The sequence below is a fragment of the Mesorhizobium amorphae CCNWGS0123 genome (assembly GCF_001686985.1).
GTDB classification, from domain to species: domain Bacteria; phylum Pseudomonadota; class Alphaproteobacteria; order Rhizobiales; family Rhizobiaceae; genus Mesorhizobium; species Mesorhizobium amorphae.
In genome coordinates this window covers 2,767,558-2,786,674 of the sequence record NZ_CP015318.1, presented here as the reverse complement: position 1 = coordinate 2,786,674, position 19,117 = coordinate 2,767,558, and the positions used below count along the sequence as shown (strand labels likewise).

Annotated in this window: 17 protein-coding genes and 1 tRNA gene; 15 read left to right on the top strand and 3 right to left on the bottom strand. The window is 62.7% G+C overall.

Annotation, left to right across the window (positions count from 1 at the left end; translation table 11 throughout):
- Nucleotides 1-386 precede the first annotated feature (386 nt).
- From A6B35_RS12875 to A6B35_RS12865, 3 genes are all read left to right on the top strand, one after another.
- Nucleotides 387-477: transfer RNA gene (locus A6B35_RS12875), tRNA-Ser, on the top strand.
- 95 nt (nucleotides 478-572) lie between these two features.
- Nucleotides 573-812: a GIY-YIG nuclease family protein gene (locus tag A6B35_RS12870; RefSeq protein ID WP_006199677.1), complete on the top strand. Its 240-nt coding sequence runs from the start codon at nucleotides 573-575 to the stop codon at nucleotides 810-812.
- 96 nt (nucleotides 813-908) lie between these two features.
- Entirely contained in the window at nucleotides 909-2,084 is a 1,176-nt protein-coding gene (locus tag A6B35_RS12865) for a porin (RefSeq protein WP_006199678.1), read from the top strand.
- A gap of 210 nt (nucleotides 2,085-2,294) precedes the next feature.
- Here the strand turns inward: A6B35_RS12865 and A6B35_RS12860 are convergent, their stop codons facing one another.
- Nucleotides 2,295-3,980 (bottom strand): tetratricopeptide repeat-containing sulfotransferase family protein, encoded by a 1,686-nt coding sequence (locus A6B35_RS12860; RefSeq protein ID WP_040581830.1) that lies wholly within the window; start codon nucleotides 3,978-3,980, stop codon nucleotides 2,295-2,297.
- Between the two features lie 257 nt (nucleotides 3,981-4,237).
- Here A6B35_RS12860 and A6B35_RS12855 point away from each other — a divergent pair, with 257 nt between their 5' ends.
- A complete protein-coding gene (locus A6B35_RS12855; protein ID WP_006199680.1) occupies nucleotides 4,238-5,350 on the top strand; it encodes a pyridoxal phosphate-dependent aminotransferase in 1,113 nt (370 codons plus the stop codon).
- Between the two features lie 92 nt (nucleotides 5,351-5,442).
- Here the strand turns inward: A6B35_RS12855 and A6B35_RS35500 are convergent, their stop codons facing one another.
- The gene (locus A6B35_RS35500; protein WP_156788614.1) at nucleotides 5,443-5,583 is read right to left on the bottom strand and encodes a hypothetical protein; all 141 of its coding nucleotides are present in this window, start codon (nucleotides 5,581-5,583) and stop codon (nucleotides 5,443-5,445) included.
- A 383-nt stretch (nucleotides 5,584-5,966) separates the two neighbouring features.
- On the opposite strand from A6B35_RS35500, the gene A6B35_RS12845 reads away from it, so the two are divergent.
- From A6B35_RS12845 to A6B35_RS12835, 3 genes are all read left to right on the top strand, one after another.
- Nucleotides 5,967-7,157 carry a CAP domain-containing protein gene (locus A6B35_RS12845; protein ID WP_006199760.1) on the top strand — a complete coding sequence of 397 codons (1,191 nt, stop codon included), beginning with the start codon at nucleotides 5,967-5,969 and terminating at the stop codon, nucleotides 7,155-7,157.
- Nucleotides 7,158-7,308: 151 nt separating this feature from the next.
- A complete protein-coding gene (locus tag A6B35_RS12840; protein ID WP_050900688.1) occupies nucleotides 7,309-9,051 on the top strand; it encodes a type I secretion system permease/ATPase in 1,743 nt (580 codons plus the stop codon).
- Nucleotides 9,048-10,481, top strand: a complete 1,434-nt coding sequence (locus A6B35_RS12835) for an HlyD family type I secretion periplasmic adaptor subunit (RefSeq protein ID WP_006199758.1) — start codon at nucleotides 9,048-9,050, stop codon at nucleotides 10,479-10,481. The genes A6B35_RS12840 and A6B35_RS12835 overlap by 4 nt, the downstream gene beginning before the upstream one ends.
- Before the next feature lie 53 nt (nucleotides 10,482-10,534).
- Here A6B35_RS12835 and A6B35_RS12830 read toward each other — a convergent pair whose 3' ends face one another.
- The gene (locus A6B35_RS12830) at nucleotides 10,535-11,071 is read right to left on the bottom strand and encodes a MarR family winged helix-turn-helix transcriptional regulator (RefSeq protein ID WP_006199757.1); all 537 of its coding nucleotides are present in this window, start codon (nucleotides 11,069-11,071) and stop codon (nucleotides 10,535-10,537) included.
- Between the two features lie 201 nt (nucleotides 11,072-11,272).
- On the opposite strand from A6B35_RS12830, the gene A6B35_RS12825 reads away from it, so the two are divergent.
- The 8 genes from A6B35_RS12825 (at nucleotide 11,273) to A6B35_RS12790 (ending at nucleotide 19,091) form a co-directional block, all read left to right on the top strand.
- The gene (locus tag A6B35_RS12825; RefSeq protein WP_006199756.1) at nucleotides 11,273-11,557 is read left to right on the top strand and encodes an acylphosphatase; all 285 of its coding nucleotides are present in this window, start codon (nucleotides 11,273-11,275) and stop codon (nucleotides 11,555-11,557) included.
- Between the two features lie 71 nt (nucleotides 11,558-11,628).
- Nucleotides 11,629-12,285 (top strand): TetR/AcrR family transcriptional regulator, encoded by a 657-nt coding sequence (locus tag A6B35_RS12820; RefSeq protein WP_006199755.1) that lies wholly within the window; start codon nucleotides 11,629-11,631, stop codon nucleotides 12,283-12,285.
- A gap of 65 nt (nucleotides 12,286-12,350) precedes the next feature.
- Entirely contained in the window at nucleotides 12,351-13,514 is a 1,164-nt protein-coding gene (locus A6B35_RS12815; RefSeq protein WP_006199754.1) for an isovaleryl-CoA dehydrogenase, read from the top strand.
- Between the two features lie 10 nt (nucleotides 13,515-13,524).
- Nucleotides 13,525-14,433 carry a hypothetical protein gene (locus A6B35_RS35495; RefSeq protein WP_139032167.1) on the top strand — a complete coding sequence of 303 codons (909 nt, stop codon included), beginning with the start codon at nucleotides 13,525-13,527 and terminating at the stop codon, nucleotides 14,431-14,433.
- Nucleotides 14,434-14,442: 9 nt separating this feature from the next.
- The gene (locus tag A6B35_RS12805) at nucleotides 14,443-16,050 is read left to right on the top strand and encodes a carboxyl transferase domain-containing protein (RefSeq protein WP_006199751.1); all 1,608 of its coding nucleotides are present in this window, start codon (nucleotides 14,443-14,445) and stop codon (nucleotides 16,048-16,050) included.
- A 1-nt stretch (nucleotide 16,051) separates the two neighbouring features.
- Nucleotides 16,052-16,582 carry an O-acetyl-ADP-ribose deacetylase gene (locus A6B35_RS12800; protein ID WP_006199750.1) on the top strand — a complete coding sequence of 177 codons (531 nt, stop codon included), beginning with the start codon at nucleotides 16,052-16,054 and terminating at the stop codon, nucleotides 16,580-16,582.
- Nucleotides 16,583-16,702: 120 nt separating this feature from the next.
- Nucleotides 16,703-17,077, top strand: coding sequence for a hypothetical protein (locus tag A6B35_RS12795; protein ID WP_006199749.1), 375 nt, complete (start codon nucleotides 16,703-16,705; stop codon nucleotides 17,075-17,077).
- A gap of 49 nt (nucleotides 17,078-17,126) precedes the next feature.
- The gene (locus tag A6B35_RS12790; RefSeq protein WP_006199748.1) at nucleotides 17,127-19,091 is read left to right on the top strand and encodes an acetyl/propionyl/methylcrotonyl-CoA carboxylase subunit alpha; all 1,965 of its coding nucleotides are present in this window, start codon (nucleotides 17,127-17,129) and stop codon (nucleotides 19,089-19,091) included.
- The last annotated feature ends 26 nt before the right edge of the window (nucleotides 19,092-19,117 follow it).

The window sequence follows — 19,117 nt, the reverse complement described above, 5'->3', positions numbered from 1 at the left end:
CCCCATCCCCACTAACCGAAAAAGATGCGCACCGCGCCGCTCCTTCGAATTCGACATTACCCATGAGGCGGCGGCGTTCAACCACGATCGTACCGGCAAAAGGGCAGTTCGGGCGCTATCCCCCGGCGTTGTTGCACAAATGACACGATTTGGCCTCACTCCGAAAGCTCTCGTTAACCATCTGGGCTGCCGCGGCCCTTGCAATGCGGCCGAATCCGGCGACGGCGCCGCCGCAATTGCGGCCAAGGCGCCCGAGTCGCCAGCCAGGGAATTGCCGCAGAATCGCCGCATGGCGTAGGCTGTCCGTCAGGCTAGGCCGGATTTTTCTGCGATAATGGCGCCAGCTGTTGATTGTGCCGGCGCTTTTCTTTATCCAGCGGCGCAACGGAGAGGTGGCCGAGTGGTCGAAGGCGCTCCCCTGCTAAGGGAGTAGAGGTCAAAAGCTTCTCGTGGGTTCGAATCCCATCCTCTCCGCCACCCTACGCCCTGCGGGCTTCGGGTGGCAGGCCATCCGAAACCGCATTTTGGGCGTAGGAGTGTCGCCCGAAGCTACGAAGTAGCGTAGGGGGACCATGTGGTACGTCTACTTTCTGCAACTCCACAACGGCGATACCTATGTCGGATCGACCAACGACCTTCGACGTCGTTTCGAATCGCATCGATCAGGCCATGTCACTTCGACCAAGGCTCATCTGCCCGTCACCTTGAGGGCCTACATTGCGGTCGAAACCGAGGCCAACGCCCGGCAACTCGAGCGATATTTCAAGACTGGATCGGGCAAGGCCTCGGGCAAACGTTTTTGGCCTCACTGACGATCCAAAGATTATCTATTTGAATTAAAAAGAGAAACGGCACAACGAGCTGCTTTTCGCCGACCTCCAGGTTCGATTCTGACTGGAGGTCAGAAAATGAACATCAAGAGCCTTCTCCTTGGCTCCGCTGCGGCCCTGATCGCAGTTTCCGGTGCGCGCGCCGCCGACGCCGTCGTCGTCGCCGAGCCGGAACCGGCTGAATACGTCAAGATCTGCGACGTCTACGGCTCGGGCTACTTCTACATCCCCGGCACCGAAACCTGCCTGCGCATCGGCGGCTATGTCCGCTACGACATCGGCGCCGGCGACGTCGGCTCGTTCGATGGTGCTCGCGCCTTCAACCAGTTCGGCGACCCCAAGGAACAGGACACCTGGTACAAGAACACCCGCTTCACGCTGAAGACCTGGACCGGCCAGGAAACCGAGCTCGGCACCCTGAAGACCTATACGGAAACCCGTATCAACTTCGGCAATTCCAACGGCTATGGCGATGACTTCGGCAATGACGCTGTCAACAAGGGCATCACGCTGAACTTCGCCTGGATCCAGCTCGGTGGCCTGCGCGTCGGCAAGGACGAATCGGCCTTCGATACGTTCATCGGCTACGCCGGCAGCGTCATCAACGACACGATCGTGCCTTACGGCGGCTTCGACACCAACGTCGTCCAGTACTACTTCGACGCCGGCAACGGCTTCTCCGCGGTTCTCTCGCTCGAAGAAGGCTCGGGTGATGCTGGCGCTGCCGTCCTCGATGGGGCTGGCAACTATGTCTTCAATGCCACGTCCGGCAATGACACGATCGACAGCTACGTGCCGCACGTCGTCGGCGGCGTGAAATACACGCAGGGTTGGGGCGATATCATTGCTGTCGGCGCCTACGACAGTACCTGGGAAGAGTGGGCCGGCAAGGTTCGCCTGGACGTGAATGCCACCAATGAACTGTCGCTGTTCATCATGGCCGGTTACGGCACCGACGACCACATCGACCGCAATTTCTACAAGCCGTGGGGCGGCAACTGGGCAGTGTGGGGCGGCGGCACCTACAAGTTCAACGAGAAGACCTCGTTCAACCTGCAAGCGTCTGCCGACGACGACAAGAACTATGGCGTCGCGGCGAACATCGCCTACGACATCGTACCCGGCTTAACTGTCACGGCCGAAGTCGACTACGACCACGACGGCAAGTTTGGCGATGCCGACAATCGCAACTGGACCAATGCGGATAAGAAGAACAGCGTCGGCGGCATCCTCCGCTTCCAGCGCTCGTTCTAACAGGCCACGCCTGACTGAAATCGAACCCGGCGGGCAACCGCCGGGTTTTTTGTCGCCAGAGCGGCTTCGCTGGTAGACTTCCAGTGCTCCTAGGCGAATGTGGCAGGATGGCCGCCGACCCAGTTGCAACCCTGCCGCGACGAAAGCTTTCACCAGTTACTTCGATGGTTCGACGGAATGAAAACAGCCTTGACCCTGGCGGGCACTTGCTCAGGTTTCCGCCAGGTCACCCAACGCGTCGATCAACGGCTGGATTCGGTCTCCGTAGTTTTTCCAACGCTTGACCGACGACGTATAAATCGGCTGGCGAACCTGCCAGCGGCTGATCGTTCTGACGGAGCCCTCCTTTTCGAAGAAGCGCAGGCAAGCGTCATCCCAGGGCAACCCGAGGTGCTCAATCAGACGATGCGATTGCGCCTCTTGATCCGAAATAAGTTCCTCATAGCGATTCTCAAATATTCGTCCCGGCAGGAGCGTCTTCCAGTGCTCCATTAGACGATCATATTCACGATAATACAGGCCCAATCCGTGAAGGTCTGACGTATAATCGTGTGTTTCGTTAAGGTTCGAAGTGAAACAAGACAGGCAATTGTCGATCGCGTCACGTTTGCAGTGAATTATGCGAGCATTCGGCAATAGGATCGCGATCAGGCCGACAAGTTCGAAATTATGAGGCATCTTGTCGACAACCCGCAGCGCAGTATGGGAATATTGCCTCAAAAACGCCAGGTAATCCTGCGCCATCGTTCGCGATTGTTCGATTGTCATCGACTTGATCAGTGGCTTGAAACTCCGATCAATGTCCTCGCGCAGCCCGCTGGCAACCGCCATTCCCCTGAGCTTGAGAAGTTCTCCGGCACCATGAACGTCTGGATGGCTCGAGCAGATCTGTTCCGTCAGCGTCGTTCCAGAACGCGGCATCCCAAGAACGAATACCGGAACGTCGGAGGGGTCGCCAAAGCCCGCCTTGGCAGCCAGGAGTTCTGCGTCGAAAATCTCGATCAGGGAGTCCACCTTCTTGCGATAGGATGCGATGTCGAAATTCCGCGCGGCGAATGTCGTGGCCTTCAGGTAATGATCCATAGCGTCGTCGAAACGCTTGAGATCGCTCAAAAGCTTGCCCGCAGCCATATGAAGGTCATGTGAGCCGGCGTCGCCAACACCAGGATCGTCAAGTTCGTGAAGAATGGACTTGAGCTCGGGCGGCTCAGTCGAGAATTTTCGCGTGTTGACGAGCGCATGGTAAGCCGCCGGCGCACTTAAGCGCTCGCCGATGGCTTCTCTTAGACAGACTGCAGCGTCGTCCATCCTTCCCAGGCTGCTTAGCGCACTTGCCATGCCCACTCGAACCTGGGGGTGATCTCTTTTGATTTTGAGCACCCGTTCATAGGTCGCCAAAGCCATCTCAGCCTTGCCAAACTTGTGGTAGGCTTGGCCCAATCCGAAAAGCGCCTCTACCAGATCCGGCTTCAGTTCGCATGCGCGCTGAAAATGCTTGATTGCTGGCGAATAGTCAGCAACCTTCAACCAGGCTTCGCCGAGGCTTAGTTGGTAGTAGGGATTGCCTGGCTCTCGGGCCGCAGCCCGCTCGAAATACTTTATGGCCAGGTCGGCGTCGAAATCGAGACCTAGCGTTCCCAGTATGTACAAAGCAAGCGCGTGTTCGGGAGTTCTTGCCAGAACGCGGTGACAGAGTTCCTCGGCCTCCGGCAACCGCTCGGCTTTCTGAAGCTCCAGCGCCTGCCTCAACAGCATGTCATCAGCTTGCGCGCGAGACGGACCGGCCCTCGAGGGCTGGGGCTTTGGCGATCCAGCTTTCGGTGGCGGCGCGGCCTTTGGCGGCGCGGGTTGGGCTTTGAGGTGCTTGGCCCAGGCGGGCGGCAATCGGCTGTTCATTTTGTCTCGCTAGCAAAAGCGGCCAGGAGAATCCAGCCTTTGGCGAACGGCGGCGGCTGTGGCCTGGGCCGTCGCAAGTCGCAGTCTGACCTGGAGTGTGCCAGACGCAGTTTGCCGGTGTCCAGCCGAGACTGACGAACGGAAGGCTCTGGAGGGAGGCAGCGTCGATTCGCAGTACACACCTGCCCTCTCCACATCGAACTTGCACACGCCCACTGGCCACGCTAGCAAGAAAGCCCTTCTCGCGAGCCTTTGCAATGCGTCAGCGCCCTCCCCTTACGCCGCTCATCGCGGCACTTCCCTCGACGGTGCCGTTTGTCGGGCCGGAGGCGCAGGAGCGGGATCGCGGTCGTGCTTTTCGTGCCCGAATCGGCGCCAATGAGAGCAGCTTTGGCCCTTCGCCGCGGGTCATCGAGCGCATGGCCGGGATTGCCCGCGACATGTGGATGTATTGCGACCCCGACAATTTCGACCTGAAGCAGGCGGTGGCTCGGCATCTCGGCGTCGGTGCCGAGAATGTGGTTGTCGGCGAAGGTATAGACGGTCTGCTCAGCCTGGTGGCACGCATGTATGTGGCGCCCGGTGACGCGGTGGTGACCTCGCTCGGCGCCTATCCGACGTTCAATTTTCACATTGCCGGCGTCGGCGGCCGTCTGGTTGCGGTGCCTTACGAGGACGACAAGGAAAGCCTGGACAGGCTGCTCGCGGCGGCGGTCAGGGACAAGGCGCCGCTGGTCTATCTCTCCAACCCCGACAATCCGATGGGCAGTTGGTGGGAGGCAGCCGAGATCATCCGCTTCATCGAGGCGCTGCCCGAAACCACCATGCTGGTGCTCGACGAGGCCTATGGCGAATTGGGGCCGGCCTCGGCACTGCCACCGATCGATGTCTCCAGGCCGAACGTCATTCGCATGCGCACCTTTTCGAAGGCCTACGGCTTGGCCGGCATACGCTGCGGCTATGCGGTGGCGGACGCCCAGGTGATCCGCGATTTCGAGAAGATCCGCAACCATTATGGCGTCAGCCGCATGGCGCAGACTGCCGGCGTCGAGGCGCTTGCCGACCAAGCCTATCTCGAGAGCGTGGTGGCGCGGGTCTCCGCTGGACGGCAGCGCATCGCCGGGATCGCTGAAACAAACGGATTGAATCCGCTGCCTTCGGCGACCAATTTCGTCACCATCGACTGCGGCAACGACGGCGCCTTCGCGTTGAAAGTGCTGCAGGGGCTGCTGGCGCGCGACATATTCATCCGCAAGCCCATGGTGCCGGTGCTCGACCGGTGCATCAGGGTCAGCGTCGGCCTTGATCACGAGCTCGACATTCTTGCCGAGGAATTTCCGGGCGCGCTGGCTACTGCGCGGGGGAACTAGTCGGTTCCCGTTCGCGCAGTCGACGCGCACTCATTTCGCATTGCATCGAATCGGTCGTCCGTCGGCACGCCGGCCTTCCTTGATTGCCAAGCTCAGAGCGTGCCGTTCGCGCCAAAGCGAACCGTGCGAAACCCAATATCCACCTCGAAGCCGTCTCGCCCGTGCACAATCGGTCCTTGCCAGGGTGACGCGAAGATATCCTCCCTGAGCGACCTGTTCTTGCCGAGGCTCATTCGCCTCTCGATCCTATCTTGTAACTCCATCCGCTTCCGGACGTTCGCGCCTCTCCCGTGCGGGAGATATATTAGCAAATTCCGGCTGTTAAGGGTCCTCGGAAGAGCCGGCGCCTGGAAAACATAGGTCCCTCGAAAACGGGCCATGGTCCGAGCAGATCATCACCCGCCCAAGGTGCGGGAAGAACTTGAGAACTCTGCCGGAAACTGATCCTACAACTGATTTCAACCTTGCCAGGCGAATAGGCAATGCTGCACACGATATATGTGCGTATGTTCTAATTTGTTTACTTTAGCGCCAAATCATAAACACATATCCTGCTCAAGGATGGGTGACGGGACGCACAGGGGCTCAATACCAATCAGGACCCACGGGGATACCAATGCCGCAACACAGTGCCAACGAGCAGTATCTGCTCGAACTCATCAATGCCGAGCGTGCCAAGACAGGTGCCCAGCCTCTGGCCTTCGACAACGACCTCAGCGAAGCCGCCGAGGGTCACGACCGGTGGATGCTGGCAACCGACATTTTTTCGCATACCGGTTCCGGTGGCTCGTCGCCGACGACGCGCATGAAGGCTGCAGGTTATGTCCTGTCCGGATCGTGGGCCACCGGCGAGAACATCGCCTGGGCAACGACCCGCGCCCCGACCGGCTATGTCGACGAGGTCAAGCTCCTCCATACCAATCTGATGAATTCCTCGGGACACCGGGCCAACATCCTCAATCCCAACTTTCGCGAAGTCGGCCTTGGCTTCGAGGTCGGCGACTACAAGGGCCGCAGCAGCGCCTTCGTCACCGAGGACTTCGCCAAGACCGGCACCGACCTGTTCCTGACCGGCGTCACCTTCGACGACAAGGATGGCGACCGTTTCTACGATCCGGGCGAAGGGCTCGGCGCCATCACGGTGACGGCCAAGAATTCCGCCGGCCAGACCTTCAAGACCACGACATCGGCTGCCGGCGGCTATGATCTGGTGCTGAAGCCTGGCACCTACACGGTGACATTCTCGGGCGCGAACATCGCCACCTCGACGCAGACCGCGACGATCGGCACCAAGAACGTCAAACGCGACCTGATCGATCCGACGATGAAGTCGGGCACGCTTGCGGCGACCGCCTCGGCCGACGATGCCAGTTCCGACACGAGCCACACGCAGCCAGCGGCCTCGACTGCTCCCACCACCGTTGCGGATGCGGGAAGCAACAATGCCGGCAGCACCACCAAAAGCTGGCTCGCCGACTTCTTCAAGACCCATTCGGCGGCGAAGCAAGGCACTCTCGGCGCCAATGAGACTGCCGACGGCGATACCTCGCATACGGCTCCGCTTGCCGGCGACCATTTGCAATTCCGTCAGGCCATCGCCGCGCACACCAATGGAGACGATGTTTCCGACCTGCTCGATGGCGGCGGCCAGTTCCACCAGGCGATAGATCGCGCGGTGGCGGCGCTGCAGGCGCATCTCCCGGCTGACGGCCACATCGTTGCCGATGCCGGCGACGCGGCGCATGCCGCGGTGGCCAAGATCCTGGCTCAGATGACAAACCATCAGACGGCAGACCTCGTGGGCTGACCGCGAACTGCAAGACTGCCTGGCGGTCCGTGCTTCAGGCGCGGGCCGCCGCGAATTTGAAGGAGATTTTGACGCCTAGCCATTCTGACGGCAGCGTTCGGATTTCCAGACCGCCAGATGCCGATGGCCGGGTACAGTTGAGGGAAAGATACTGCTTCATCCGTTTTCGCCAGACCCGAATCGCAAGGCTCGCTCCGAGCTGCGGGAGGCTCTTGCCTCCTTCCGCCGTGCCTATGTTGCCGTTGCCGGCTTCAGCGGCCTGATCAACGTGCTGATGCTTTCCGGCTCGCTGTTCATGCTGCAGGTCTATGACCGCGTACTGCCCAGCCGCAGCGTGCCCACGCTGGTGGCGCTGATCATCCTGGTGGCCGTGCTCTACGCCTTTCAGGGCATTCTCGAAGCGGTGCGGGCACGGGTGCTGACGCGCATAGGCGCCGGCATCGAGGAGACTATCTCCAGCCGCGTCTTCGGCTGCGTGGTGCGCCTGCCGCTGCGCACGCGCGACCGTGGCGAAGGGCTGCAGGCGCTGCGCGATCTCGACCAGGTGAGCGGCTTCCTCTCCGGCCCCGGCCCCGCCGCCCTGTTCGACCTGCCATGGATGCCGCTCTATGTGGTGATCTGTTTTCTCTTCCACCCGTGGATCGGTGTTGCAGCGCTCATCGGCGCCCTTCTTCTGGTGTCGCTGACGGTGCTGACCGACCGTCTGGTTCGCGGGCCGACCAAGGCGATGTCGAGGTTCAGCACCAGCCGCAGCGCGATCGCGCAGTCGAGCACCCGCAACGCCGAGGTGCTGGCCGCAATGGGCATGGGCGAGAGGCTGGCTAGCCGCTGGAGCCGGGCCAATGCCGACTTTCGCGAGGCGCAGGAGCGCGCCAGCGACCTGACAAGCGGGCTGGGCGCGGTGTCACGCATCCTGCGCATGATGCTGCAGTCGATGGTGCTGGCGCTCGGCGCCTATCTGGTCATCCACCAGCAGGCGACGCCCGGGATCATCATCGCCAGCTCAATCCTCACGTCACGTGCGCTGGCGCCTATCGAGCTTGTCATTGCGCATTGGAAGGGCTTCCTCAACGCCCGCCAGAGCTGGCGGCGCCTGGACGATTTGTTTGCGGCGCTCCCGGCATTGGAGAGCGGGATGGAGCTGCCTGCCCCGACCGGCGAGCTCTCGGTCGAGAGCATCAGCGTCGTGGCCCCCGGCGACCGGCGCCTGGTGGTGCAGGACGTCGAATTCTCGCTGCGCGCCGGATCGGGCGTTGGCGTGATCGGCCCCAGCGGCTCCGGGAAATCTTCGCTGGCGCGCGCGCTGGTCGGCGTGTGGCCGGTGATGCGCGGCAAGGTCCGGCTCGACGGTGCGGCCCTCGAGCAATGGCCGGCGCGCTCGCTCGGCCGCCATATCGGCTACCTGCCGCAGGACGTCGAACTGTTCGCCGGTACGGTCGGCCAGAACATTGCGCGTTTCGACGACGATGCCGTGCCGGCGACGATCATCGCGGCGGCGCGAGCCGCCGGCGTCCATGAAATGATCTTGCGCCTGCCCGAAGGCTATCGGACGGAAATCGGCGAAAGCGGAGCGGCACTTTCGGCCGGCCAGCGCCAGCGTGTGGCCTTGGCGCGCGCGCTGTTCGGCGATCCGTTCCTGGTCGTGCTCGACGAACCGAATTCCAACCTCGACGCGGCCGGCGACCAGGCCCTGAAGCAAGCCATCGAAGGCATCAAGGCGCGCGGCGGCATCGTCATCGTGGTGGCGCACCGGCCGAGTGCGCTTGCCGCACTGGACCATCTGCTGGTGCTCGGCGGCGGCAGGCAGCAGGCCTTCGGCCCGAAGAGCGAGATAGCGCGGCAGGCGCTGCAGCCTGCAGCCGTGCCGCTTCATGCGGTGGGAACTGCGGGATGAAGATGGCGCTTGCAATGCCCGGCTTTGCAACGGAGGGCCTGCATAGGGCCCGGGACGTGGCGTTGCGCGCAAGGTCGATGGCGCTTGCCTTTCTCGACAAGGGAGCAAAGCCGGCCGAGGCCGCGTCGCCGCAACAGCAGCGGTTGCGGCTCGCCATTGACCGCAACGTGAGGCTGGGCGGCATCGCTGCCCTCCTGCTGGTCGGCGGACTCGGCCTTTGGGCGGTGACAAGCAATCTTTCCGGCGCCGTGGTCGCGGCCGGCCATCTGGTCGTCGATTCCAACGTCAAATCCGTCCAGCATCCGCAAGGCGGCGTGGTCGGCGCGCTGAATGTGAAGAATGGCAGCATGGTCGCGGCCGGCGACGTGCTGGTACGGCTCGACGACACGGTGGCACGTGCCAATCTGGCCATCGTTGACAATGGTCTCGACGAGCTGTCTGCCCGCCGCGCCAGGCTGATAGCCGAACGCGACGGCGCCACGGTGATCGCCTATCCCGACCAGTTTGCGGCACGCGGGGCCGACCCCAGGATCGCCGAACTGATCGACGGCGAGAACAAGCTGTTTGCCTTGCGGCGCCAGGCACGCGACGGCCAGGTCTCGCAATTGCGCGAGCGCGTCGTGCAATTCCGGCAGGAGATCGCCGGTATCGAAGCCCAGCAGAAGAGCAAGCAGCAGGAAATCGCGCTCACCAAGGTCGAACTGCAGGGCATGCGGGACCTGTGGAAGAAGAAGCTGGTGCCGATTTCGCGGCTGGCCGAACGCGAGCGCGCCCAGGCGCGGCTCGACGGCGAGGATGGCCAGCTGACCGCCGCGGCCGCGCAGACGCGCGGACGCATCAGCGAGACGGAACTGGCGATCATCCAGATCGACCAGGACATGCGCAGCGAGGTGGCAAGCGAGATGCGCGAGATCGACGCCAAGGCGAGCGAGCTGCGCGAGCGCCAGATCGCGGCCCAGCAATCGCTGAAGCAGATCGACATCCGCGCACCGCAATCCGGCCGGGTGCACCAGCTGGCAATCCATACGGTCGGCGGCGTCATTTCGCCCGGCGAAGCGATCATGCAGATCGTGCCGACGGCCGACGCGCTGGTGGTCGAGGCGCGTGTCGCGCCTCAGGACATCGACCAACTGCGCATCGGACAGCCGGCGACGCTTCGCCTTTCGGCATTCAGCCAGCAGACGACGCCGGAGGTCGAAGGCGAGGTGGACCGCATCTCGCCCGATCTCATCGAAGACCAGAAGGCCGGCATCTCCTACTATGCCGTGCGCATCGTGCTGTCGGCCAGGAGCCTCCAAGAGGCAGGCCCGCTGGAGCTGAAGCCAGGCATGCCGACCGAGGTTTTTCTCAGGACCACCGACCGCACGGTGCTTTCCTATCTGCTCAAGCCGCTGACCGACCAGGCCAGCCGCGCGTTTCGCGGCGACTAGCTAGCGCACGGCCCGACTTTCGGGAGCGCGTGCGCACTCGCCAAGCGGCATGCCTATTGGCGATTTCCGCTCGTTGCGGTTTCACCCATGTCGCCGCCGAGCAGGCGCGTGACCCGTTTCAGCGCGTCTGAAAGCTGCTGGGCTTCGTCATCGGCAAGGCCGGCCGTCAGGCGGGCGAGGTCTTGGTTCGCCGTCATCTGCAACCTTGCCAATGCCCGATTGCCGCGAGCCGTCAGGGACAGGCGGCGGCGATGCCGGTCGTTCGGGTCGGCGCGCATTTCGGTCAGGCCGGCAGCCGCGAATTTTCGCAGGATGCGCGTCAGATAAGTCGGTTCGAGCCGCAATTCCCTGGCCATTTCGGAGGCCGCCGGCCCGATATCGAGATGGAACATCCGGGCAAGAAAACCCGCCGTGCCACCCGTATCGGCAGCAGGAGCGCCCGACCTGCGATCCAGCTCGAACAGCACCCGCGCCTCGGTCAGCGTATAGGCGCTGTGCGTCAAGGTCTCGTCGAGCAACCCGATCAGGCCGGTATAGAATCGGTTGAAGCGGCGGATGTCGCCGACCAGGGCATTTCGTTCGACCGGCATGTCAGGCCTTCCTCAGGTATATCCGCCGTTGATTCATCTCCAGTTATTTGACCAAGTCAACTATTTATTGGATCATGTCATACATCCGCAGCCCGGAGATCGGGCGCTCGGCCCACGCATTCCTGTTGGAAGCTGCTTGCATTCGCCGGGTGAAGCGCCAGATTCATGCGCACAGTGCATGAAGACGCTTCGGGGCGAGCGATGAGTGATCGGCAAAAGGCCGTGCAGGCACGCGTTTACGGTAGAGTGCAAGGCGTCAGCTACAGGGTTTGGGCGCGAAGCGAGGCGATTGGACTTGGCCTTGTCGGCTGGGTGCGCAACGAAAGCGATGGTTCGGTGACGGCACGATTGGCGGGAGCCGAAGCCGCGGTCTCGTCAATGATCGATCGCCTTTGGATCGGCCCGGCAGGCGCTTCGGTTTCGCGCGTCGACGTCGAGGAACTCAGTTCCTGGAACGCGCCAACGAACTTCACGATCGTTGTGTGAACAGGGCGCGCGATTGCGCACCCTTGAATTAATTGAACGTTTGTTTTATTATTTGCCTCAATGAGGTGAGCATGGCCCGCACGACCGGTTCCGATGGCGAGAAGACCGAGGCTGCCGTCCGCGAGGCGGCGGTCAGCCTGATCGCGCGTCTCGGCTACGAAGCGATGTCGATGCGCCAGTTGGCGGCCGAGGTCGGCGTACAGGCAGCCGCGCTCTACCGCTATTTTCCGACCAAGGAAGATCTGCTGTTCACGCTGATGCGAGAGCACATGGAGGGGCTTAGCTCCGCGTGGGAGGCGGCACGTCCGGCAACGGCCGACCCGGCGCGGAGGCTCGCCGCCTATGTCCGGAACCACATCGCCTTCCACATCGAACGCCGCCACGCCACGCACGTCTCCAACATGGAGCTGCGCAGCCTGTCGCATGAGCGCCTGACGCAGATCCTGCGCATGCGCACAGCTTACGAAAAGGAACTGCGCGCGATCCTGCGCGACGGCGTGGAGACCAGCGCCTTCGACATCGACGATACCGGCCTGACCGCCATGGCGCTGATCCAGATGATGACCGGCGTCATCGTCTGGTTCCGGCCGGGCGAGCGGCTGTCGATCGCCGAGGTCACGGCGTCATATCTTTCGATGACAATGCGCCTCGTTGGCGCAAGGATCGACACTAACACCTACAGCGCCGCGCGTCCCTTCGGACGCGCGAAGGACGCTGTAGCACTTTGATTTCGCGCATGATCCTTTCCGAAAATCGAAGTCGATTTTCGGGGTCATGCGGCAGGAGGAACGGCATGTACACGAACACGCTCAGCTTCGGGCTTGACGAAGACATCGAGGCGCTGCGCGACACGGTGCGGCGCTTCGCCCAGGATAGGATCGCGCCGATCGCGGCCGAGATCGACCGCTCGAACGAATTCCCGGCGCATCTGTGGGCCGAACTCGGCGCGCTCGGCCTGCTCGGCATCACCGCCGATCCCGATTTCGGCGGCACCGGCATGGGCTATCTTGCCCATGTGGTTGCGGTGGAAGAGATCTCGCGCGCCTCGGCCTCGATCGGCCTCTCCTATGGGGCGCACTCCAACCTCTGCGTCAACCAGATCAACCGCTGGGCGACGCCGGCGCAGAAGGAAAAATATCTGCCGCCGCTCTGCAGCGGCGAAAAGGTTGGTGCTCTCGCAATGTCGGAATCCGGCGCCGGCTCGGATGTCGTTTCGCTCAGGCTGCGCGCCGAAAAGCGCAACGACCGCTATGTGCTGAACGGCTCGAAAATGTGGATCACCAATGGGCCGGACGCCGAGACCCTGGTGGTCTATGCCAAGACCGATCCGGAGCGCCATTCGCGCGGCATAACCGCTTTCATCGTCGAGAAGGCAATGGCCGGCTTTTCGGTGGCGCAAAAGCTCGACAAGCTCGGCATGCGCGGCTCGAATACCGGCGAGCTGGTGTTCGAGAATGTCGAGGTGCCGTTCGACAATGTGCTGCATGAGGAAGGACGCGGCGTCGAGGTGCTGATGTCGGGCCTCGACTATGAGCGCACGGTGCTTGCCGGCGGCCCGATCGGGCTGATGGCGGCCTGCCTCGACGTGGCGATCCCTTACGTGCACGAGCGCAAGCAGTTCGGCCAGGCGATCGGCGAGTTCCAGCTGGTGCAAGGCAAGCTGGCCGACATGTACACGGTGATGAGTGCCGCGCGCGCCTACGTCTATGCCGTCGCCGCCGCCTGCGACCGCGGTCAGACCACCCGCAAGGACGCCGCCGGCTGCGTGCTGTTTGCCGCCGAGAAGGCGACGCAGATGGCGCTCGATGCGTTGCAGCTGCTTGGTGGCAATGGCTACATCAACGACTATCCGACCGGCCGGCTCTTGCGCGACGCCAAGCTCTACGAGATCGGCGCCGGCACCAGCGAAATCCGCCGCTGGCTGATCGGACGGGAAATCATGGCGGAGGGGGCGTGAGCGATTTCAAATGCTTGGTTTGTTAAAATACCTTGGAATAGCGACACGCACTGTCATCGCATTGATTCCGTTGTCGGGGTTTGCGGGTGCCTCCTCTTCCGATTTGCTGCAGTTTCGAGACGTTGCGGCACTGCGGACTGACGTCATCTCCCGTCTGAAGACAGACAGCCGTGTCAAGGAAGCCATTCCCGACCCCGCCGACCCCGCTCGGCTCAGCGTAACCAGCACACAATCGTCAGGCAAAGATCAGAAACTTCAGGTTGACGTCACAAATCTGCTTGGCCGCATTCGTGGCCTGCCAGCGGCCGAAGCCGAAAAGGAGATCCAACGTTTTCTACGTGTGGTCGTCCTTGCCGACACTGAAGGCAACGATTTCGATGCCGCTCATTTGATAGCGAATATCCGGCCCCGCGAACACCTCGACGCCATGAAGCCAGAAGAGGCAGAACTCGGAAGCGGGCCCGCCTTTGAGGATTTGGCCGGCGATGTCGTGATTCTCTACCAGATCGATGCCGCGGACTCGCTTGCCAGCGTATCGCTTTCCGATGTTGGCGGTCGTTCTCTTGCTCAGCTTCGTGAGCTTGCGTTGGAAAACATCAACACACTGATGCCGCAGGTCAGGCAAAGCGAGTTCGTCGACGGGGTATCCATCTTCACTGTCGAAGACGACGAGGCCGTCTCACCGGCGCTTCTTTTGACCGACAAATTCTGGTCCCTGCTCGGTCCTCAATTTCCGCGTGGCGCGCTGATAGCCATTCCGAGACGCGACGCGATTTTCGTCTTCGACAAGCGTTTGCCCAACGCAAGTCAGATGGCTCGCACCTTGATCGACAAAATTTTCAAGGAAGAACCCGATCTTCTATCCGAGTACATTTTCGAACGCCGCGACGGCAAGCTGCAAGTTGTGGCCGAGCAATAGGAATCAACGGTGGCCGTACTCCAGACCCAGATCTCCCCCTCCTCCGAAACTTTCCGCGCCAATGCCGAGCGCATGCGGGCGCTGGTTGCCGACATCGCGGAGAAAGCGGCGAGCGTCGAGCGCGGCGGCTCGGATGAGGCGCGCGAGCGCCACCAGGGCCGCGGCAAGCTTTTGCCGCGCGAGCGCCTTGCCCAGTTGCTCGACACCGGCTCGCCCTTTCTCGAGATCGGGCAGTTCGCTGCATGGTCGATGTATGGCGAGGAGATCGCCGCAGCCGGCCTCATCGCCGGCGTCGGCCGTGTCGAGGGCACCGAGGTCATGGTCGTCATCAACGACGCCACGGTGAAGGGCGGCACCTACTATCCGCTGACGGTGAAGAAGCATCTGCGCGCGCAGGAGATCGCGCTGCAGAACAATCTGCCTTGCGTCTATCTGGTCGACAGCGGCGGCGCCAATTTGCCCAACCAGGACGAGGTGTTTCCCGACCGCGAGCATTTCGGCCGCATCTTCTACAACCAGGCCAACATGTCGGCGGCGGGCATTCCGCAGATCGCCTGCGTCATGGGCTCGTGCACGGCGGGCGGCGCCTATGTGCCGGCGATGTCGGACGAGACGATCATGGTGCGCAACCAGGCGACCATCTTCCTCGGCGGCCCGCCGCTGGTGAAAGCTGCCACCGGCGAGGACGTCAGCGCCGAGGAACTCGGCGGCGCCGACGTACACACACGACTCTCCGGCGTTGCCGACCACTACGCGATGGATGACGAACACGCGCTGGCTATTTGCCGGCGCATCGTCAAGAACCTGAATCGGAACAAGGCCGTAAGCCTGAACTTACAGAAATCGATTCCACCACTTCACGATCCGCATGAGCTCTACGGCATTGTACCGACCGATCTGCGCCAGCCCTATGATGTGCGCGAGGTGATCGCGCGTGTCGTCGACGGTTCGGAGTTCGACGAGTTCAAGCAGAACTATGGCACCACTTTGGTCACCGGCTTTGCCCATCTGCACGGCATGCCGGTCGGCATCATCGCCAACAACGGCGTCTTGTTTTCGGAAAGCGCGCTGAAAGGCGCGCATTTCATCGAGCTGTGCTGTCAGCGCAAGATCCCGCTGGTGTTCCTGCAGAACATCACCGGCTTCATGGTCGGACGCAAATACGAGGCCGGCGGCATCGCCAAGGACGGTGCCAAGCTGGTCATGGCGGTCGCCACCGCCAAGGTGCCGAAGGTGACCATGATCATCGGCGGCTCGTTCGGCGCCGGCAATTACGGCATGTGCGGCCGCGCCTATTCACCGCGCTTCCTGTGGATGTGGCCGAACGCCCGCATCTCGGTGATGGGCGGCGAACAGGCGGCGACGGTGCTGGCCATGGTCAAGCGCGAGGGCATCGAGCGCAAGGGCGGCGAATGGAGCGCCGAGGAGGAAGCAAAATTCAGGAAGCCGATCCTGATGAAATACGAACATGAAGGCCACCCGCTCTATTCCTCGGCGCGGCTCTGGGACGACGGCATCATCGATCCGGCGAAGACGCGCGAGGTGCTGGCGCTGAGCCTCTCGGCCGCGCTCAATGCCGAGATCGAGGAGACACGCTTCGGCGTGTTCAGGATGTGAGATGAGCGAGGTCGGCAGCAGGATCTGCGTCCACACCGGCGACATCACCAAGCTCGAGGTCGACGCCATCGTCAACGCCGCCAATTCGTCGCTTCTGGGCGGCGGCGGTGTCGACGGCGCCATACACCGCGCGGCCGGTCCTGAGCTTCTGGCCGAATGCCGGATGCTGAACGGCTGCAAGACGGGCGACGCCAAACTCACCAACGGCTACGGGCTGCCGGCGCGCTACATCATCCACACGGTCGGACCAGTCTGGCAAGGCGGCGGCAAGGGTGAGGCCGAACTGCTCGCCTCGTGCTACCGCCGCTCGCTCGAACTCGCCGCCGCCAACGATTGCCGGACGGTGGCGTTTCCGGCGATCTCGACGGGCATCTACAGCTACCCGAAAGATGAGGCGACGGAGATTGCTGTCGCCACGGTAGACGCCTTCCTCGATAAGAACACGGTTCCCGAAACCGTCATCTTCTGTTGTTTCGACGAGCAGACGGCAGAACTATACCGGCAGGTCGTTGCTGCCCATCGTGGAGCCTAGACTGCATGGCCGAAGCGATCGATCCACAGCTCGAAGTGCGATTTTTCGTTCCAGAACTGGCGGCGCCGGAAATTAGGCGCTATTGCTCATCCTGCACTTTCCAATGGGCATGGGATGAAAATGGAACTGAAACACTTTCGCAGGACGACTGTCTCGATACTTGCAGGATTGCTTATATTTGCGATACCCGGCATCGGGTCGGCGGCATCGCTGGCTGGGAACAAGGGCGATATCCGTTTCCACCCGACTTTGTCGGGAAACCCGAAATCCGATTGCACCAAGGCATACAATGCCTATGTGGCGGCCAGCGGCCACTCGGCCTATGCGACCACCCCCTACATGCGGGTGACGTCGATCTACATCATCTGCGGCGCGCACCTGAATGCGCAATCGCAGAAGGCGGCCGAGGATCTGGCGATGAAATCCTGCAAGGCCACCCGCGCTCATTACAAGGTCACAACCGGCGGCGCTTGCGAGATCGCAGCTTCCAAGTAGGCTGGTTCCTGCCAGACTGGCGCCGCCCGAAGCAAACCCGGGAGGCTCCATGTTCGCCAAGATCCTGATCGCCAATCGCGGTGAGATCGCCTGCCGGGTGATCCGCACGGCGCGCAAGATGGGTGTGCGCTGTGTCGCCGTCTATTCCGACGCCGACGCCAAAGCCATGCATGTCGCGATGGCCGACGAAGCCGTGCATATCGGCGCCTCGCCGGTCGGCGAAAGCTATCTGCGCGGCGACAAGATCGTCGCCGCGGCCTTGGCGACGGGCGCGCAGGCGATCCACCCCGGCTACGGCTTCCTCTCGGAGAACCCCGACTTTGTCGATCAGGTGACCGCGGCGGGACTCACCTTCATCGGCCCGTCGGCGGCCTCGATCCGCGCGATGGGGCTGAAGGACGCGGCCAAGCGGCTGATGGAAAAGGCCGGCGTGCCAGTGGTGCCGGGCTATCATGGCGAGGCGCAGGAGATCGTGCTGCTCGCCTCCAAGGCGCGCGAGATCGGCTATCCCGTGCTTATCAAGGCGCGCGCCGGCGGCGGCGGCAAGGGCATGCGGCGGGTCGAGCATCCCGACGATTTCTCCGAAGCGCTGTCGGGCGCGCGGCGCGAGGCCAAGGCGGCCTTCGGCGACGACCGCGTGCTGGTGGAAAAATATGTCGACAAGCCCAGGCACATCGAGGTGCAGGTGTTCGGCGACAATTTCGGCAACGCCGTGCATCTCTACGAGCGCGACTGCTCGGCGCAGCGCCGCCACCAGAAGGTGATCGAGGAAGCACCCGCTCCCGGCATGACGCCGGCATTGCGCAAGGCGATGACGGAAGCGGCGGTGAAGGCCGCCAAGGCGATCAGCTATTCCGGCGCCGGCACGATCGAATTCATCGTCGATGCCTCGCAAGGGCTGAAGGCGGACCGCTTCTGGTTCATGGAGATGAACACCCGCTTGCAGGTCGAGCATCCCGTCACCGAAATGGTCACGGGCACCGACCTGGTCGAGTGGCAGCTCAGGGTGGCGGCCGGCGAGAAGCTGCCGAAGACACAGAGCGAGATAACGCTTTCCGGCCACGCCATCGAGGCACGCATCTATGCCGAGGACGCGGCAAAGGGATTCCTGCCGGCGACTGGCACGCTGCATCATCTGAAATTTCCCGACGCAGCACCCGAAGGCGCTACCATGCGCATCGAGACCGGCGTGCGGGCGGGCGATGCGATCTCGCCCTTCTACGACCCGATGATCGCCAAGCTGGTCGTCCACGGCAAGGACAGGCCAACAGCACTCGCTGCGCTCGGCTCCGCGCTGGCGCAGACCGAGATCGCCGGCTCGACCGTAAACACCGCGTTTCTGGCGGCGCTGGCAGCCGATAGAGATTTTTCGGCCGGCGATGTCGACACCGGTCTGATCGGCCGGCATCAGGAGGCGCTGACCGTCGTCCCGCCGCCGAGCGGCGAGACCGTCGCCGCGGCAGCGCTCGCAGCCTCCGGCGCCGGGGCGCAGGCTGCGTTCGACGATCCCTGGTCATCGCTTGCCGGCTATGCGCATTTCCACACGGTGGCGCGGCGCACGCGGCTGCGCCATGGCGAGGAGGATATCCTCGCGCGAGTTTCGGTGCGGCCCGACGGACGCTTCGAGGTGGCGCTGGACGCTCCCTATGAAGCAGTCAATTCGCACGATCTTCGCGCCGTCCCTCGCCTCGCCCGCTGGCCCGGCCACATCACCGTGTTCGAGGGCGCGACCAGCTACAATTTCGCGGTGCCGGATCCACTGGCCAAGGCGGACGAAGCCGCCGCCGCTTCGGACACCCTGCGGGCACCGATGCCGGGCCTGGTCAAGCTGGTGCGCGTGGGCAAAGGCGACGCCGTCACCAAGGGCCAGCCGCTGCTGATCCTGGAAGCGATGAAAATGGAACACACGATTGCCGCGCCGCATGACGGCGTGATCGCCGAGATCGCGGTCGAGGGCGCGCAGGTCAGCGACGGCACCGTGCTGGTGCGCTTTGCCGAGCAGGACCAGGGATAGCTGCCCGAAAATGAAAATGGCCGGGC

Coding starts and splice junctions, on each gene's coding strand:
- A6B35_RS12790 (WP_006199748.1), top strand. CDS start 17,127: ATGTTCGCCAAGATCCTGATCGCCAATCGCGGTGAGATCGCCTGCCGG.
- A6B35_RS12845 (WP_006199760.1), top strand. CDS start 5,967: ATGCCGCAACACAGTGCCAACGAGCAGTATCTGCTCGAACTCATCAAT.
- A6B35_RS12860 (WP_040581830.1), bottom strand. CDS start 3,980: ATGAACAGCCGATTGCCGCCCGCCTGGGCCAAGCACCTCAAAGCCCAA.
- A6B35_RS12865 (WP_006199678.1), top strand. CDS start 909: ATGAACATCAAGAGCCTTCTCCTTGGCTCCGCTGCGGCCCTGATCGCA.
- A6B35_RS12825 (WP_006199756.1), top strand. CDS start 11,273: ATGAGTGATCGGCAAAAGGCCGTGCAGGCACGCGTTTACGGTAGAGTG.
- A6B35_RS12855 (WP_006199680.1), top strand. CDS start 4,238: ATGCGTCAGCGCCCTCCCCTTACGCCGCTCATCGCGGCACTTCCCTCG.
- A6B35_RS35495 (WP_139032167.1), top strand. CDS start 13,525: ATGCTTGGTTTGTTAAAATACCTTGGAATAGCGACACGCACTGTCATC.
- A6B35_RS12815 (WP_006199754.1), top strand. CDS start 12,351: ATGTACACGAACACGCTCAGCTTCGGGCTTGACGAAGACATCGAGGCG.
- A6B35_RS12800 (WP_006199750.1), top strand. CDS start 16,052: ATGAGCGAGGTCGGCAGCAGGATCTGCGTCCACACCGGCGACATCACC.
- A6B35_RS12870 (WP_006199677.1), top strand. CDS start 573: ATGTGGTACGTCTACTTTCTGCAACTCCACAACGGCGATACCTATGTC.
- A6B35_RS12835 (WP_006199758.1), top strand. CDS start 9,048: ATGAAGATGGCGCTTGCAATGCCCGGCTTTGCAACGGAGGGCCTGCAT.
- A6B35_RS12820 (WP_006199755.1), top strand. CDS start 11,629: ATGGCCCGCACGACCGGTTCCGATGGCGAGAAGACCGAGGCTGCCGTC.
- A6B35_RS12830 (WP_006199757.1), bottom strand. CDS start 11,071: ATGCCGGTCGAACGAAATGCCCTGGTCGGCGACATCCGCCGCTTCAAC.
- A6B35_RS35500 (WP_156788614.1), bottom strand. CDS start 5,583: ATGAGCCTCGGCAAGAACAGGTCGCTCAGGGAGGATATCTTCGCGTCA.
- A6B35_RS12795 (WP_006199749.1), top strand. CDS start 16,703: ATGGAACTGAAACACTTTCGCAGGACGACTGTCTCGATACTTGCAGGA.